This is a genomic window from Flavobacterium sp. SM15 (assembly GCF_022012335.1).
Taxonomy (GTDB): Bacteria; Bacteroidota; Bacteroidia; order Flavobacteriales; family Flavobacteriaceae; genus Flavobacterium.
Window position 1 is genome coordinate 83,263 of the sequence record NZ_JAKLTO010000005.1, and the last position, 15,965, is coordinate 99,227.

The window sequence follows — 15,965 nt, forward strand, 5'->3', positions numbered from 1 at the left end:
AATATGAAAAAGTTAATATCATTAATTGTTATAGTCCTATTGTTATTTAGTTGTAGCCATCGAAAAGGAAAAATAGAGTTGGCTTTAACAAAAGAAATAGAAAATTGTAATACCCCAGACTGTAGAATAGAATTAAAAAAAGTTACAGATTTTGAATGGGATAAAGTTTATTTTTTTGAAATACCTACTGATAAAGAATATGTAAATAAATGCATCGGTATTGATTATCCCAATTATGTTGAATTTACTAGACCAATTATTTTTTTGAACAAAGGGAAAATCGTTTATTCTGAAAACAACGTATCATCAGTAGAAAGTTTAGTTGATGAACAGATTGTAATTGGAGACATAATTGACACTACTAAAGTACGAGTGTTTACACCTAAAGAAGCTATTTTTAAAAGTGCAATAAAAGAAAATGACAATTTAAAATATTATGAACTAACACCTTTAGAAAAATAGAATAATGAAACCTAATATTGGATGAAAGTCTGATATTAGGTTTTTTTATACCGATTAATTCAAACCATTATTCTCGCTCGTTATTGTTTTTATTATCCATGGTGTAAGAATTAATGAAATTAGCATTGCCGAAATACCAGTAACAATAATTTGCCCGTACGCTTTATAATTAAGTCCCATTGAAAATCGTATTAGAATTATTGTCAAAGTTAATCCAGCTAATACGCTCCAATATTTTAACTTGAATTCTCCCTTTACTTTTTTGTCTGCTGGTAGCTTGAACAAAGCAAAACAAATCACAGTCCCACCCAGTAAAGTACTTGAATGTTGTAGTATTTTAAAAATTGGTATTTGCATTCCGAGAATATCAATTTTATTTATTAGCATTGGAATTATCTCAACAAAATAACCGTGTACGTGAGTAAAACTGTCCCAAAATAAATGTGAGATTGCACCAATTAAAACTGAAATTATTATTACGAACCAATTCTTTTTAAAATGATTGTTCCAATTGAATTGTCTAAAGGAAGAAAGTCTTGATTTTAAAATTGTCGGCAGATTATCAATTAAGCTTTCACGAACAAAATTATGAAAGATAAAAGCGAGTAGAAGCCCCAATGGAATATCAAACCAAAACAACCCACTCAAAGTATGACTATAGTTACTTTGTACTTTCATTCTTATAAAATATTCAAAATCAGGAGTCAAACTGCCAATTACAAGTCCAGTCAATGAAAACCATCGTTTAGGTAAATATGTCAATGGCAAAACTATTGCAGGATGTGAAAATGTAAATGGCATTTTTGATTATGATTTATGATAATGTTTAAAAGTATGAAATAATAATTTAATCAAAATCGTTCCGACATCTGAAACGAACCACAAACGCATAGTTAGTTATTGAATTCAAGAATTAAACCTAACATCTGGATGAGAATCTGGTGTTAGGTTTTTTTGTTTATGATAACCAATAAAATTCAGTATAAATACGTATTGTATGGCATTTTGTTTACTGCTGAAAAAATATTTTAAAAATATTTATGTATTTTTTATTAACTATCAGTAATATTTTATATATTTGCCTCATAGTTCTTTGAAATTTGTTTTGAAAGTTAATTACTAAATGGAGATTTTAAATTTTTGTTTATTTATAAACAACCCTTCATTGGGGTTTCAGGCACAATTCGCCCTCTAACCTGATGAACCAACTGATGTAGCGGTAACGCCTCAACAGTACATCCGTAGATATGATTGTAAGTAAAATTGCACCCCAGTCAAAGATGATTAAGTCAGATTAGAATGAATTGTTTAATGAAAGCTTCTATTTTAAAAGAAGCAGGGATTTTAAAGCGGTGCATAGAGAACATTGTCTACGCATTTAGTGATTAACTATTGTTAAAAAGAAGCAGGTAGCAACTAAGCTATCACTAAATCTCTTTAATTATGTCGAGAAAAATTAGACTTCAAAACATCGATGGATTGCTAAACGTATTAGTAACTATCGCAACGAACCAGTGTTCTCTATCGGAGAATGACGTTAATTTATTAAATGATGCAATAGCAAAGTTAAATAGATTAAGGACTAAAAAAGGGTTGACCGACAAGCATTTCAAATCTGAAGTGTCAGATATTGTTGACCTCATTATTAAGTTTTTAATTTAATGCTATGAGCCATGAGAGAAGTATTACGTTATTCAGTTACCCCGACACCCTTTAAATTTTTCCAAATTAATTAATCATGAACTTAGGTACAGTAATAAAAGATATCAGAAAACAAAAGGGTCAAACTCAAACAGAGTTTGCCTCTCTTTGTGGTATTACACAAACTTATTTATCCCAAATTGAAAACAATAGCAAAGAGCCAAACTTATCGACTTTAAAAGAAATAAGCTCTCGCCTTGATATTCCGTTACCAATTTTATTTTTTTTATCATTAAACGAAGATGATATTTCACCTGAAAAAAGAAAAGCATTTGAGATTATAAACCCATCCGTAAAATCTCTTGTGAATGAGTTCTTTAGAGTCTAGGAATAAATTATTTTTACCTTCAATCATCGGAGAATCAAAAAAGGAACTTGATAAAATTATTGAGGATATCGATAGTCATTATAGTGAATGGATTGAAACAAAAATAGACAAAAAGACTGAGCTACCTAAAACCTATTTGGATGGAACTGTAAAGCAACGAGTCATTAGACCTTCTAAACCTCAATTAAAACGGATTCAAAAAAAAATTAAAGACAGAATCCTTTCAGGGATTGAATTACCTAGCAATATTCATGGTGGCGTAAAAGGTAAAAGCAATATAACAAACGCAAAACCACACCAAGGGAAAAAATACGTTTTTGTAACTGATTTAAAGGACTTTTACCCATCAATAAGCGCAAAAAAAGTTCATAAAACATTTATTAATCTTGGGTTTAATAAACAATTTGCTTTTTACGCTACTAGGTTAACTACTTGGAAAGGAGAATTACCTCAAGGCACACCAACAAGTACACATATATCAAATTTGGTTTTTTTAGATACTGATTATAAATTAATTGAAATCTGCAAAGCTAACGGCATAACTTATACTAGATACATTGATGATTTGACTTTTTCCTCTCAAAAAGATTTTCAACACCTCATCCCAATAATTTTAGAAACTGTGCAAAAAGATGGTTTAAAAATTAGTTTTAGAAAGACCGATTACGCTGGCAAACAGAATATCACTGGTATTAATGTATTTCTTAATAAGATTGACGGTACTGATAAAATTATAGCTAGGGCAAAAGAGGAAGAAAACTCCGAAGCGAAAGTAAAACCAATTCTTAATTATCTAAAGAATATAAGAAAAACCAATAGCAAATAACAAAAAACCTACTCCAGTATTTGGAATAGGTTTTCTGTTTCATTTGCGATTGCAAATTCTTCAAAACTAATTAATCTATTGGGTTTTCCAAAAAATCACCCATTTCGGTTTCAAAATCTACTGGTCTGTTAATTCGATATTTATCCTTATACATTAAAAACTTTGCGTTGATGTTCGAGGTATGAATCGAATATAGTTCCGTTATATTTTTCTTATTAAATACCTCATCTTTTAACCAATCCTGTAATGCTTTAAATGCTTTGCCATTTGATTCTGGGTTTTTCACCTTGGCAATTTCCTCATTATAAAAACGTTTGAGATACTTCGTTGAAACTTTCTCCATCCCTTTAACGTCCCTTTTGTCGTATAGCGGTTTAATTTCCATGACATAATCTTCACCGTAATAATCAAGTAAACTACCCAATGAGCCAACGTAATTTGCATAATCCTCATCATTCATTGGAGTTTCTATTTGTTCATCAACCACGGCTGGTGTTTCCTCAACAAGATTTGTTTCTGGCGATTCGATTATTTCTTCCAGTTCTTCGATGGTTTTTACATCGGCTTCACTTTTCAAATTCCCGAAGCTTGAGATTAAATATTTATAACTGAATCCATTCCCTTTGCCCCTTTCTTCTTTGATTATCCTTAAATACCCGTTATCCTGAAGGCTTTTAGTTGCATTAGCCAGTTTGTTTTTTGACCAGTCTAGCATTTTACGATAATACTCCAAGCTAACTCTTTTATCACTTGGAGTGTCAAGTATCAACTGAAATAACCTAACAGCCGAATCCGTTAAATTCGCATCAGTAATTACATTCTTTGGGGTTTGGATGAATCCTTTGTCTAACCCAATAATAGCGGTGCTATTGATAGTTTTTCTTTCCATAACATTTTTTATTTCCTTTTTGTAATTTCCTTTTTGGCTTATACTCGGAAGGAAACCTTGAAGGTGCGACCAACAAGGAACCGAGTACGCAGTATTTCTGCGGTTTAATAGTATATAGTGTATTGGAGTGACTAAGTAAATGAAATCTATCTATATTATTTTTCTATTATTTAATGTAATTGATAGATTTAATTTATGATATTGATGTGAAGCACCCTCATTTTGAGGGAAGATGGTAATGTTTCAAACTTAGTGATGCAAAATTATCACGACCTAACAATTTAATAATCAGTAATTATCAAAAGGTTAAAGCAAAAAGATGGGCAAATACAAGCCCATCTTTTTTATTTGTTATTGTCTTAAATCGAAGCTAATGAAGTCGAGCGAACCTTTGTGTATCAGAGTTAGTGATAAAATTAAATGTATTAAATGTTCTAGTTTTTCAGTCATTAAAAACGGTAAAACTAAAAACCAAAAGCAGCAATATTATTGTAAAAGTTGTGGTAAGAGGTTTATAGAATTTTACAGTTATAAAGCGTATGCTTTAGAAATCAATAGTCAGATTGTTACTTTCATTAAAGAAGGACTTGGTGTTAGGAGCATAGCCAGAATATTAAAAATTTCCACAACTACATTACTTAAAAGAATAGTCTCAATTGCTTCATTAATTAAAACCCCACAAATTTCAATTGGTGGTAAATATGAAGTAGATGAGTTGTGTACTTATTTAGGTAATAAAAACAATAGAATTTGGATAGTCTATGCTTTACATAAATGTTCTAAAAAAGTAGTTAGTTTTAATATCGGAAAGCGAACTAATAAAACAATAAGTAAAGTAATAGACTTTTTAAAGCTTTCTAATGCCAAAAAGATTTTTACAGACAGGTTGCAGAATTATCGAAGTTTAATTGAAAATCACATTCATTCAGTTAAACGTTACGGTACTAACCATATTGAACGCAAGAATTTAACTTTAAGAACTCATTTGAAGAGATTAAATAGAAAGACAATTTGTTTTGGTAGAAGTCTTATTATCACATTTGCTGTGCTTAAAATTTATTTTTGGTTTTAATTATTCAAATAAATCTGTTTTAAATTATTCTGTATTTGAACATAAAGTACATTATATTAATTAGATTATTTAAAATACTTATTAATCATATACTCAGTAATAGGCCGTAAAGGCTTCTCATAAACAGGATCAAACCCCGGTTTATTATACAATTCAATTTCATCACCAGATTTACAATACCACAAAACAGCTTTACCGTCCTTAAAAAAAGTAGTTGTATCGCATGGCCATATTCTTCTGAAATCGGTTAAAGATTCATCAAAAGGTATTCTAACAAAACCTTGTGTTTCCGAAGAGCAATCAACAACTACATAATGGTCTTTTTGCCATTCCATACATTGCTTATTCGCAAAAAAGATGTGTTTGACTGAAAATCCCATTCCTAAAACTACGATGGCTGCTAGAAGAATTCCATTTTTTTTGTTTATTCTTTTCTTGTTAGTAGTATTGACAATGTTTAGTGGAGGGTTTATATCAGGCAGAGGGACGGAGGGTTTATTGATCTCAGTTTTAGTAACAACTGGTATAGCCTCGCTAATAATTTTTTTTTTGAAAAATTTTGAAAAAGGTCTTGGCTGAAAATCTACCAGAATAGCTGCCATATTTATAGTTTCAAAATCTGCAGGTTCTGTTTCCCCTTTTAAAAAATTTTCAATAGGTCTAAACTTGTCGGTATCATCTTTTAATTTTTTCCCGCAATCTAAGCTGAACTTATATTTGAAAAACGATTCGAAACTTTTTAAGTCATCAGCATTGGTGTTGTCTTTAAAAAGTTCAAAGCATAGCTTTCTCAGTTTTGCTCTTGAAGGATTAAAAAAAACATCTGTATAAACTCCATTTTTCTCAGTCTCAAATTTCTCTCGTATTCTTTTTTTGTATTCTTCTTGAGTATTTCTCGTCATAATTACTTCGGATTTTTTAGGATTTTTTAGGAATTCTAAGGATTCCTGCGGAATTGCAGGAATTGTAGGAATTCCGTATAAATGCCCGAAACAAAAGGCTTTTACTTTGCCTCAGAATTAGTTCTTGTTCTATTTCGCGATACGAACAAATGTACAAAACTACTTCTACATAGTGTTGTCAAAAATCACTTTGGATAATTGTCCGGGAAGTATAATTCTTTCAAGGCGGTTTAGACAACACTACACTTCCCAATTCAATTTAGCATTGCCACTACAATAAATCTTGTTTACCACAGGAGTGCAATGCCTATGTCCAATTTTAATTCTAAAAAAATGAAAAGAATATTTTTATTGGCTGCTTTTGCAGTATGGGGTTTAGTAGTAGTTTCTTGTTCATTAGATGATAATGAAAGAGAAATTTACCAAAGTAAGTTTAACCAAGTAAAAGGGAATGATCAATTATATTCAAGAGACAGCATTCCTGATGGCCCAGGTGATGATCCAATTATTATGCCTCCGCCACCACCACCAAAACCATAAATAAATTATTACAGTTTGTTTATAATTACTAATTTCGGGGAAAGTAACTTTATGATACGTTCCCCGTTTTTAGTTTTAATGTTTTCTTTCGTTTTATTCTCTTCTTGTAGGGATAATGTCGAGCTTCCCAAATCTAGCAATAAGCAAATCCAGGCTTATAATTATTTACAAGAGGCAGGAAAGTATTTAAAGGAAGAAAAATTTGATAGTGCTTTTTTATTTTATAATAAGTCTCTGAGGATATATGTTAAGGAGAAAGATACTGCATATATATATTACTGTTTATATCAAAAGGCAGTAGTTCAACAAACTTATGGAGATTATAATGGAAGTGAAGAAACGCTTGCAGAGTTGTTAAAGTATAAATTAAAGAAATACGATGGCTTAATATACAATCAATTAGGAATAATATCTAAAGAGCAAAAAAATTATGATGATGCAGAAAAATATTATTCACTTTCATTAAAGACAGTAAAAAGTAAAGTAGATAGTATTTCTCCACTTAATAATATAGCTGCAATCTATACCGAGAATGGAGAGTCTGCAAGAAGTATAGCAATTTTAGAACCTATTTTAAAATCGAGAATATTAGATGTCGATTCGCTTCAAGATAAAAAAGCTAGAGTGTTAGATAATCTAGGTTTTTCTTATTTTAAACAGAACCGAAATCAAGAAGCATTAGATTATATGGGAAAAAGTTTAGCAATAAGAACCAATAAGGATCTAAGTTATGGAGCCATAGAAAGTTACCTTCATTTAGCTGAATTTTATCAAAACCAAAGCCTTCAAAAATCAAATCAATATGCTTTAAAAGCATATCAAAACGCTACAATTCATAAAAGTATAGATGAAAGGTTAGAAGCACTTTCTTTCTTAATGACCAACAACATTAAATCAGGGAAAAATCTATATTCAAGTCAGTTTTTAAGTTTGAACGATAGTATAACAAAAGTTCGAAATAATGCCAAAAACCAATTTGCTAAGATTAAGTATGATTCTCAAATAGAGAAAGAAGAAAACCAAAAACTGAAACTGGAAAGAGCCGATAATTTATTAAAGCTTGAAAAGACAAAAACTCAACGGCTTTTATTAATTATTGGATTTGGGTTATTGGTAATTTTAATTTTTTGGGTAGTAAGGTTCTTTAAAAAGAAAAATCGAAAAGAAAAACAGAAAGCCGTTCACGATACAGAAGCAAGAATATCGAAACAATTGCATGATGAATTAGCTAACGATGTTTTTCAAGCTATGTCATTTGCTAGAACGCAAGACCTTGAAATTCCGCAACGAAAAGAGACTTTCTTAAATGCTTTGGACAATATATATTCCAGAACGAGAGATATTTCAAGAGAAAACAGTGAAGTTATTACTGGAGATCATTTTGAAACTAATCTTAAACAGATGATTGTAGGTTTTGAAAGTGAAGATGTCAAGATAATTATCAAAGACAATCATAATATCAAATGGGATAAAGTGCAATCAGAAAATAAAGTTGTAGTTTATAGGGTTCTTCAGGAGTTAATGGTAAACATGAAAAAACACAGTCAGGCTAGTTTTGTTGTTGTGGGGTTTGAAGATATCGGTAATGCCATTCAAATTAAGTATTCAGATAACGGTATAGGAATGTCGGAGAAGTTGAATTTAAAGAATGGTCTTATAAATGCGGAAAACCGTATTCTTTCGATTAAAGGAACCATTACTTTTGAAACAGATTCTAATAACGGATTCAGATTAAGTTTTTCAATCCCTAAATAATTATTTATGTTCAAAAAAGTTCTTATAGTAGACGATGTAGATTTAAATGATATTGCTGTGGTACAGGTTTTAAATGAACTCAATGTGTCAACAATTGAATATGCCAAATATTGTGATGATGCTTTATTGAAGATAAAAAGAGCGATTCAGGATAAGCAACCATTTGAACTGTTAATTACTGATTTATCATTTAAAACAGATTATAAAACAGTGACTTTAAATTCAGGTGAAGAACTTATCGAAGCGGTCAAAAAATTGGATGTCAATATTAAAACTATAGCTTTTTCAATAGAGGATAAGCCCTATCGTGTCAAAGCATTGTTTGATAAGTATACTGTTGATGGTTTTGTTCTTAAAGGAAGACGTAGTATCGAAGAACTTAAAATGGCAATCAAGAACGCATTCAACAATCAAGAATTTATATCCCAGGAATTAAGTCATGTTCGCAAGGAGAAAACCGTTAATGAAATAGATGATTTCGATGTTAAAGTATTGCAATACCTCTCAGTAGGAATTCAACAGGAAAACATGGAAGTAACTCTAAAAGAAGCTGGCATTACCCCAAACAGTAAAAGTACGGTCGAAAAAAGAATAGCCAAATTAAAAGATTATTTTAAAGCCAATAATACAGTACATCTGGTAGCAATAGCCAAAGATCTCGGAATAGTATAGCACTTATCTTAAATTTTCATATTTAAAAGCACTCTTTTTAGGGTGCTTTTTTTATGCTAAATAAAATACTTCCTCTTTACGGTTTCCCGTAAGGATTAGATCCCGGTTCATTTTAAGTTTGATTATTGATTAAGACAGATGAAGAAGCAGTTGTTTTTTTGCTCAGGAATAACATTAACTATTGGAGGGGTAATTTATGTCTTGTTTAGAAGTGAATCCTTAAAACTATTTGTTTGGCTTGATAAAATCAACTGTTTAGAAATCATAAAAAGTACACGAGACCGCACATTGAAAATTACTAATGTAATGCCAAATTGGATGTTATACGCACTACCTGATGGGCTTTGGTTGTCATCTTATGTCTGTTTAATGTTAATGATTTGGAAAAACATAATCAATAAGGAGAATGCAGTGTGGATATTCAGCATGCCGATAATGGCAGTTTTGTCAGAAGTTGGACAATTTTTCAAAATATTCCCAGGAACATTCGATTGGATGGATGTAGTAATGTATTTGTTGGGAACAGTATTTCCATTAATGATTTGTAGAAAAAATAAAACCAATAATTAAATATAAATATGAAAAAAACAGTACGGCATTTATTTTCTGTAATAGTGATTACAGGGTTTTTATTTATGGCTTATGGGAGCGGTGAGGATGCTGCTAAAGCAGAAACGGTTCAAGAAGAAATACCTTCAGTAGGACAGGAGACTGAATTAGAAAACAAGCCTAATTGGGTATATAATGAAGATCAAGATAAGATGGAAGGGACAAAACAATTTTTTGCTACCTGCACCTCAATTAACACTGCAGACTTTGAATTTCCATATGATGGAGGTTCAACCTTAGATATTCATATTCGAAATTTAGGACACGGAAACGAAGCGCTGATAACCGTTTCTAAAGGTCAGTTTATGACAAGTATTGGAGATAGCGAAAGTCTTAAAGCAAAATTTGATGACGAAAAACCCATGAGTTTTACTTATAGCTCATCAGCAGACGGAAGTAGCGATGTAATTTTTATAAACAATGCTGCGAAGTTCATTTCAAAATTAAAAAAAGCCAAGAAAGTAATGTTAGAAGTAGGTTTTTTTGATGCAGGGAGAAAAGTTTTGGAATTTGAGACTGAAGGATTAAAATGGAATAAATAATTTAAAAACAAAAAAGATGGTAAGAAAGCATAATACTGACAGAAATGGAGGGAATTGGTCAGAAGAGATCAAAAGAGCAGTTTGGAATAAATCAATTATTGTTCCAGATGTAAATCAAAATATTAGACGAAAAGATCTTTGCGGAGCATGGATCGATTGGGGAAATTATGGTAATACAACTGAAAATGGGACAGGTTGGGAAATCGATCATATTAAGCCTGTTTCAAAAGGAGGGAGTGATGACATATCAAACCTACAACCTTTACAATGGCAAAATAACAGGGAAAAAGGAGATAATTACCCCGCTAATAATTTCTGTATTGTAGCTGCAGGTAAATAGAAAGATATGGAATTACAAACTCAACTCAAATCCTTAGCCGATAAAATTTATCAGCTAAAAGATAAAATTGAAACTGAAGAATCTACAAAACACGCGTTTGTATTGCCATTCATCAATTCACTTGGCTACGACACATTTAATCCATTGGAGGTAGTGCCGGAATATGTGGCTGATATCGGTATCAAGAAAGGTGAAAAAGTAGATTATGCTATTGTTCAAAACGGTGAACCAATCATGATTATCGAATGTAAAAACTGGAAAGAAAACTTAACCATTCACGGTTCGCAATTATTCCGATATTTTCATGTAAGTAAAACGCGTTTTGCATTGTTAACAAACGGAATTCAGTATCAGTTTTTTACAGATTTGGATGAGAAAAATAAGATGGATGAAAAACCCTTCTTTGAATTTGATATTACCAATTTGAAGGACAGTGCCATAAATGAAGTTGCGAAGTTCCATAAATCAAATTTTGATATTAATAAGATTCTGGATAATGCAAGTTCTCTTAAATTCATCAAAGAGATACGTAAGCAAATTGATGCTGAAATAGAAAAGCCTTCACCGGAATTTGTTCGATTGTTTGCTAATAAAGTATATAACGGCAGATTGACTGAAAAAGTTATGGATGAATTCTCAGAACTTGTTCAAAAAGCCTTTGGTCAACTTGTTGGTGAAAAAATTAACGAACGATTACATTTGGCTTTAAACAAAGAAGTAATAATTCAGGAGAAGGATCAAATTGAAGAGTCTGAAATATCAAGAGTTACTACTACTGATGAGGAGCTTGAAGCTTACCGTATTGTTGTTGCGATTCTTAGAAGAAAAATACCAACACATCGCATAGTACATCGTGATACACAATCTTATTTTGGAGTTCTTCTTGACGATAACAATCGTAAACCACTTTGCAGATTACATCTTAACGGCGGTAAAAAATACATTGGTCTCTTCAATGAAAATAAGAATGAAAATCGCCAATTGATTGAAACCATTGATGATATCTACAATTTTGAAAATGAATTGTTAGACACAGTTAGTTTGTATGAAATCGAAAATTAATTAGTGTATGAAAACAAAACAAATAGCTTTAATAGGTTTAGGAGTAATTTTAGTAATTGCAATTTTTACAAACCCTAGTCAAGAGATGCACAAAGAAATTGTGAAATCTAAAATAACGGCATATTATCAAAAGTCAATTGAAGAAGATGAAACAATCCCTAAAAATGGTTTCTCAGCATTAGGAAGTTTATTAGGAACTTCGTTAATTAACACTTTAGTCGAAAACGGTGTAAGTAGAGATAACTATTTAGTCTTTTCAATAACAAAAGTCGCATATAAAGGAGAAGAAAATTCCATTGGTTTTGGTGCTTTTGGTAACGTTTTTTTATCTGATAGGGTTGAAGAAGCTTTTCAAAATGAAAAAGAATAACTATTTCTGATAATATATTTTTTAAGAAAAAAACTATCTTTAAAAACCAAAAACCAAAAATATGAAACTACTTGCATTATCATTAATTTTTGTTGTTACATCATCCTATACAACTGGTTCAGACGTTTATATCTGTGGTCCAACAGGAGCAAAAAAATACCATTACAAAGAAAATTGTCGAGGGCTAAGTTCTTGTAATCACGGTGTTAAAAAAGTAACTCTTAAAGAAGCACAAGGATATGGTTTAACCCTTTGTGGTTGGGAAGATTAAACATGTTTAAGAATAATTACAAATCAAAATTTAAAAAATGAAATCTCTTATAAAAAAAACATTCACAGTTTTATTTATTTTCATTGTCTTCATAACAAATGCTCAAAATGATAAAACGAATTCAGAAACAAGAAAATTTATAGAGAATGCAGAAATCACTCAGATAAATAAAGATTGGAGTCTAACTGCTGAATTTAAATCCGGACTTGGGGAAGTGGTTTCTTTTTTTCCTGTAGAGGCTACTAATTTGAAATCAAATCAGAAAGTAAAATCATTGCAAATGGATATGAATGTTCAATACCAATTTGCAGGAAAAAGTTACAATTATTTTAAGTCATCATGGATTGATTTAAATGAAGTTGAAGAATTTATCTATTTTATAGAGCAATATGTAATTCCAAATCTTAAAGACAAGACAGAAAAAAAACAATCTATTACTTATATATTTAATTCTAAAGAGATAACTTTTAGTTTTCATATAGAGAGAAATTCTCGCCGAATTTCAATTTATTTGAAGGATAGTGGAATTACAGATAATGAACATTATTTCTGGACAGAATCACAAGTAAATAAAATTCCGGAACTATTAGCAGTATTGAAACAAATAAAGTAACAATTGTTAGCAGCGTTTAAGTGAAATATTGAAAGTATTTTGAAAAAGAGTTTAATAATCCTTCTCCTTCTTTGTTCGAATTTGTTTTATGCACAAATCAAATTATGTACATGGAATATTGAAAACATTGGCTCCTCAAAATCTGATGAGAACTTAGAATACATTGCTAATACAATCAAAAAATTTGATGTCGTAGCTATACAAGAAGTCGTTCCTAACTATGGTGGCGCGCAAACCATAGCCAAACTCGCAGAGATTCTAAACCGTAAAGGAGCAAAGTGGGATTATATAGTGAGTAATCCTACTACAGGTAGCAAATACAAAACCGAGCGTTATGCCTATCTCTGGAAAACCTCACAGCTCAAGAAAATAGGAGAGGCCTGGCTTGAAGAAAAGTATCAACTTGAAATAGACCGGGAACCTTACTATTGTACTTTCCAGTATAAAGGCAAGAACTTCACCCTTTCCAATTTTCACGCCATTACCAAAAAGCTGCAGCCGGAAACTGAAATCAAGTATTTTAAGTTTCTACCAAAACAATATCCTGGGCATAACCTTATTTTCCTGGGCGATTTCAATTGCCCGCAATCCCATTCTGTTTTCGGCCCCTTAAAAAGTATGGGATATAAACCAGTATTACAAAACCAAAAAACATCTTTGAAAAAGCAATGCAATGGCTCAGATTGTTTAGCATCAGAATACGATAATATCTTTATAGATACTTCAAAAGTTGAGGTAGTAAACTCAGGTGTCATTCACTTTTATGAAGATTTTGAGAGCTTACAAAGCACAAGAGAAATTTCAGATCATATCCCAATTTGGGCAACAATTGAAATAAAATAGCTTATGAATAAAACTATACTTTTAGCATTTTTATTTGTTTTAACTGGCTTAGTCAGTTGTAAAGAAAACAAAACGAATTATAACGATAATAATGATTCTAAGGTTCAAGGTTTCGTATCAACTAAGCAAGTAGAATACGAAGAACCACAGGACGACCCAACGTATCATGTAGATGAAGAGCATAAATACGAATACCGTACGGGTACATCAGGAGATTACGAATACAATTACGATGTAGTCGGCCATGATAGTAATGGCGATGACGTTTCAGGAAATGTCTCAATGAATGGTAAATACGGTACTGGAACCATTACAACACCAGATGGCGATGAGGTTGATGTTGATGCGGAATGGGTTGATTATGGGAAACTAAAGGCTACAGATGAAAATGGGAATGAGTATGAGTTGGAGGCGGAGTAAGTAAAATATTTGGTTAATTATGAAGATGAGGTTTAACTCATCTTTTTTTATGTAATAAATTTTGAGTTACGGTTTTCCATAATGAAATTTAAATACATTCAATTTAATTTGTCAATAAATGAAGACTTACTCACTAAATATAGTTAGAGAAAAATCATTAGAAATGGTGATTGTTAAAGGAATAAAAAATTTTCATCTTTCATTAATATTTTAAAGGTTTAAATAATTCAAAATTTTAACAATGAAGAAACAATTACTTTTATTTATTGCTTTAGTGATTTCTGCTATTGCCATGTCTCAAGAGGTTATTAATAAAATAGAGGCCGTTCAAATAATCAAGGAAAGGCAAATTTATTTAAATGGAGGAACGAGAGCTGCTTTTGGCGGCAAGTCTAGAGAGTATATTAAAGTTGATTTGCCTCCTAATACAGTGGAATGGTATTACAGTTTTACGACAACTCCTGGACAAAGTGGTACAAAAAATCTCAATTTAATAACTCAAATTTCTGCTGCTTTGGCACTAAACGCGAATCCGACTGGAGTTTCTTTGATGGCGTCAGGTTTAACAAAAGAGGTTTTGAAGACAGTTGAAATTCCTCAAGGGTCAAATTCAGCAGATATTTTTTTATGTGATAGAACGAATATTGATAAATTTTTAGCCAAAGAAGATCAAAGTCTTTTAGGGGGATCTTTTAGATATTCAATGGAAGGAACCGTTCAAAATACTAAACAAGCTGTAGTTCAGATTAATGATGTAACTAAAGGTACAGTTTTTTTAGGTTTAAGAAACCCAAGTGGTATTGATGGTATTAATATTACTATTGAAGTTGTAGCATTGGTAAAGAAAGAAGAAATAGTTGATAATTCTGAGAAAATAAAAAAAGCAGAATTGTATGCGAACTTAGGTTGGAAACAATTCGAAAATGGTAATTATCAAAAATGTGTAGAGTATTCAGATAAGGCAAATAGCTATTATGAATTGGGCTGGGTATATGCAAACAAGGGGCTAGCACAACTTATGCTTAATAATGAAGATGAAGCCATGGAAACCTATGTTATTGCAATAACTTTTATAAAAAAGCAACAAAACCCTAAATACATTTTTACTGAATTAATTAAAGATTTGGATAGAGAAATCATGAAAAACCCCAATTTTTCAAGTGCAAAAAGTATTAAGGAATTAATGGAAATGGAGTTGAGATAACCACATTTATTGTAACGGGATAATTTTTTATTTAAAATAATTATGCCAGTTTAAAGACAAAAACTCCTTAATCCCACTAGGCGAGTAATCCGGGTATATTTTTTTGAAATCTTCTTCTGCAACAATAAAATTTTCATTTCTAATTTTTCCTTTAGTAGCGAGATATAATAACCCAATACTCGGGGAACGTGAAATTCCTTGATTGCAATGAATTAAAACTTTATTTCCCTTTTCTAAGTTTTCGTTTATAAAAGCTAACGAACTCTCAAACATTATATTTTCAAAATATTTTCCTGTTGGAGGGTCAATCATATTCAAAATGATTTTTCTTTCCCTATGTGCAATTAAATATTCAGGGTGATTTACATCTGCTGTTCTCCCTGTATATCCAAGTGCTTTTCTATGGCAAGGTTCTTTACAGGCTTGTACGAAATAATAATCATTATTAAATTGGTTATTTTCATAATCAGTCAAATTACCAACGAATAAATTTTCATCAATTTCTTTCATTTTTTTTTGTAAATTTTTAAAAAAGTTTTTTTTA

The 15,965-nt window shown here is 31.0% G+C and carries 21 protein-coding genes; 17 read left to right on the plus strand and 4 right to left on the minus strand.

Annotation, left to right across the window (positions count from 1 at the left end; translation table 11 throughout):
* Positions 1–3: 3 nt before the first annotated feature.
* Entirely contained in the window at positions 4–462 is a 459-nt protein-coding gene (locus LZZ90_RS09785; RefSeq protein WP_237790511.1) for a hypothetical protein, read from the plus strand.
* A 54-nt stretch (positions 463–516) separates the two neighbouring features.
* Here the strand turns inward: LZZ90_RS09785 and LZZ90_RS09790 are convergent, their stop codons facing one another.
* Positions 517–1,263: a DUF4184 family protein gene (locus LZZ90_RS09790; RefSeq protein ID WP_237790512.1), complete on the minus strand. Its 747-nt coding sequence runs from the start codon at positions 1,261–1,263 to the stop codon at positions 517–519.
* Between the two features lie 937 nt (positions 1,264–2,200).
* Between LZZ90_RS09790 and LZZ90_RS09795 the strand changes: the two genes are divergently transcribed.
* Entirely contained in the window at positions 2,201–2,491 is a 291-nt protein-coding gene (locus LZZ90_RS09795) for a helix-turn-helix domain-containing protein (RefSeq protein ID WP_237790513.1), read from the plus strand.
* A complete protein-coding gene (locus LZZ90_RS09800) occupies positions 2,472–3,317 on the plus strand; it encodes a reverse transcriptase family protein (protein ID WP_237790514.1) in 846 nt (281 codons plus the stop codon). The genes LZZ90_RS09795 and LZZ90_RS09800 overlap by 20 nt, the downstream gene beginning before the upstream one ends.
* Positions 3,318–3,387: 70 nt before the next feature.
* Here the strand turns inward: LZZ90_RS09800 and LZZ90_RS09805 are convergent, their stop codons facing one another.
* A complete protein-coding gene (locus LZZ90_RS09805; RefSeq protein WP_237790515.1) occupies positions 3,388–4,206 on the minus strand; it encodes a hypothetical protein in 819 nt (272 codons plus the stop codon).
* A 373-nt stretch (positions 4,207–4,579) separates the two neighbouring features.
* Between LZZ90_RS09805 and LZZ90_RS09810 the strand changes: the two genes are divergently transcribed.
* Entirely contained in the window at positions 4,580–5,278 is a 699-nt protein-coding gene (locus tag LZZ90_RS09810) for an IS1 family transposase (protein ID WP_237790516.1), read from the plus strand.
* Positions 5,279–5,343: 65 nt separating this feature from the next.
* Here LZZ90_RS09810 and LZZ90_RS09815 read toward each other — a convergent pair whose 3' ends face one another.
* On the minus strand, positions 5,344–6,180 hold the full coding sequence (locus LZZ90_RS09815) for a hypothetical protein (protein WP_237790517.1): 837 nt from the start codon (positions 6,178–6,180) through the stop codon (positions 5,344–5,346).
* 333 nt (positions 6,181–6,513) lie between these two features.
* On the opposite strand from LZZ90_RS09815, the gene LZZ90_RS09820 reads away from it, so the two are divergent.
* The 13 genes from LZZ90_RS09820 (at position 6,514) to LZZ90_RS09880 (ending at position 15,421) form a co-directional block, all read left to right on the plus strand.
* A complete protein-coding gene (locus tag LZZ90_RS09820; RefSeq protein WP_237790518.1) occupies positions 6,514–6,720 on the plus strand; it encodes a hypothetical protein in 207 nt (68 codons plus the stop codon).
* A gap of 51 nt (positions 6,721–6,771) precedes the next feature.
* Positions 6,772–8,475, plus strand: coding sequence for a tetratricopeptide repeat protein (locus LZZ90_RS09825; RefSeq protein WP_237790519.1), 1,704 nt, complete (start codon positions 6,772–6,774; stop codon positions 8,473–8,475).
* A gap of 6 nt (positions 8,476–8,481) precedes the next feature.
* Positions 8,482–9,147 (plus strand): response regulator transcription factor, encoded by a 666-nt coding sequence (locus LZZ90_RS09830; protein ID WP_237790520.1) that lies wholly within the window; start codon positions 8,482–8,484, stop codon positions 9,145–9,147.
* Positions 9,148–9,285: 138 nt separating this feature from the next.
* Positions 9,286–9,717, plus strand: a complete 432-nt coding sequence (locus LZZ90_RS09835) for a hypothetical protein (RefSeq protein WP_237790521.1) — start codon at positions 9,286–9,288, stop codon at positions 9,715–9,717.
* 8 nt (positions 9,718–9,725) lie between these two features.
* Positions 9,726–10,298 (plus strand): hypothetical protein, encoded by a 573-nt coding sequence (locus tag LZZ90_RS09840; RefSeq protein ID WP_237790522.1) that lies wholly within the window; start codon positions 9,726–9,728, stop codon positions 10,296–10,298.
* A gap of 16 nt (positions 10,299–10,314) precedes the next feature.
* Positions 10,315–10,638 (plus strand): HNH endonuclease, encoded by a 324-nt coding sequence (locus tag LZZ90_RS09845; RefSeq protein WP_237790523.1) that lies wholly within the window; start codon positions 10,315–10,317, stop codon positions 10,636–10,638.
* Positions 10,639–10,644: 6 nt separating this feature from the next.
* Positions 10,645–11,700 (plus strand): type I restriction endonuclease, encoded by a 1,056-nt coding sequence (locus LZZ90_RS09850; RefSeq protein WP_237790524.1) that lies wholly within the window; start codon positions 10,645–10,647, stop codon positions 11,698–11,700.
* Positions 11,701–11,707: 7 nt separating this feature from the next.
* Positions 11,708–12,070 (plus strand): DUF4359 domain-containing protein, encoded by a 363-nt coding sequence (locus tag LZZ90_RS09855; RefSeq protein WP_237790525.1) that lies wholly within the window; start codon positions 11,708–11,710, stop codon positions 12,068–12,070.
* A 61-nt stretch (positions 12,071–12,131) separates the two neighbouring features.
* On the plus strand, positions 12,132–12,341 hold the full coding sequence (locus LZZ90_RS09860; RefSeq protein WP_237790526.1) for a hypothetical protein: 210 nt from the start codon (positions 12,132–12,134) through the stop codon (positions 12,339–12,341).
* 37 nt (positions 12,342–12,378) lie between these two features.
* Entirely contained in the window at positions 12,379–12,954 is a 576-nt protein-coding gene (locus LZZ90_RS09865) for a hypothetical protein (protein ID WP_237790527.1), read from the plus strand.
* Positions 12,955–12,993: 39 nt separating this feature from the next.
* Positions 12,994–13,797, plus strand: a complete 804-nt coding sequence (locus tag LZZ90_RS09870; RefSeq protein WP_237790528.1) for an endonuclease/exonuclease/phosphatase family protein — start codon at positions 12,994–12,996, stop codon at positions 13,795–13,797.
* A gap of 3 nt (positions 13,798–13,800) precedes the next feature.
* Positions 13,801–14,217 (plus strand): hypothetical protein, encoded by a 417-nt coding sequence (locus LZZ90_RS09875; protein WP_237790529.1) that lies wholly within the window; start codon positions 13,801–13,803, stop codon positions 14,215–14,217.
* Positions 14,218–14,458: 241 nt separating this feature from the next.
* The gene (locus LZZ90_RS09880) at positions 14,459–15,421 is read left to right on the plus strand and encodes a hypothetical protein (protein ID WP_237790530.1); all 963 of its coding nucleotides are present in this window, start codon (positions 14,459–14,461) and stop codon (positions 15,419–15,421) included.
* Positions 15,422–15,448: 27 nt separating this feature from the next.
* On the opposite strand, the gene LZZ90_RS09885 is transcribed toward LZZ90_RS09880, so the two are convergent.
* Positions 15,449–15,931 carry a dual specificity protein phosphatase gene (locus LZZ90_RS09885; RefSeq protein WP_237790531.1) on the minus strand — a complete coding sequence of 161 codons (483 nt, stop codon included), beginning with the start codon at positions 15,929–15,931 and terminating at the stop codon, positions 15,449–15,451.
* Between the last annotated feature and the right edge of the window lie 34 nt (positions 15,932–15,965).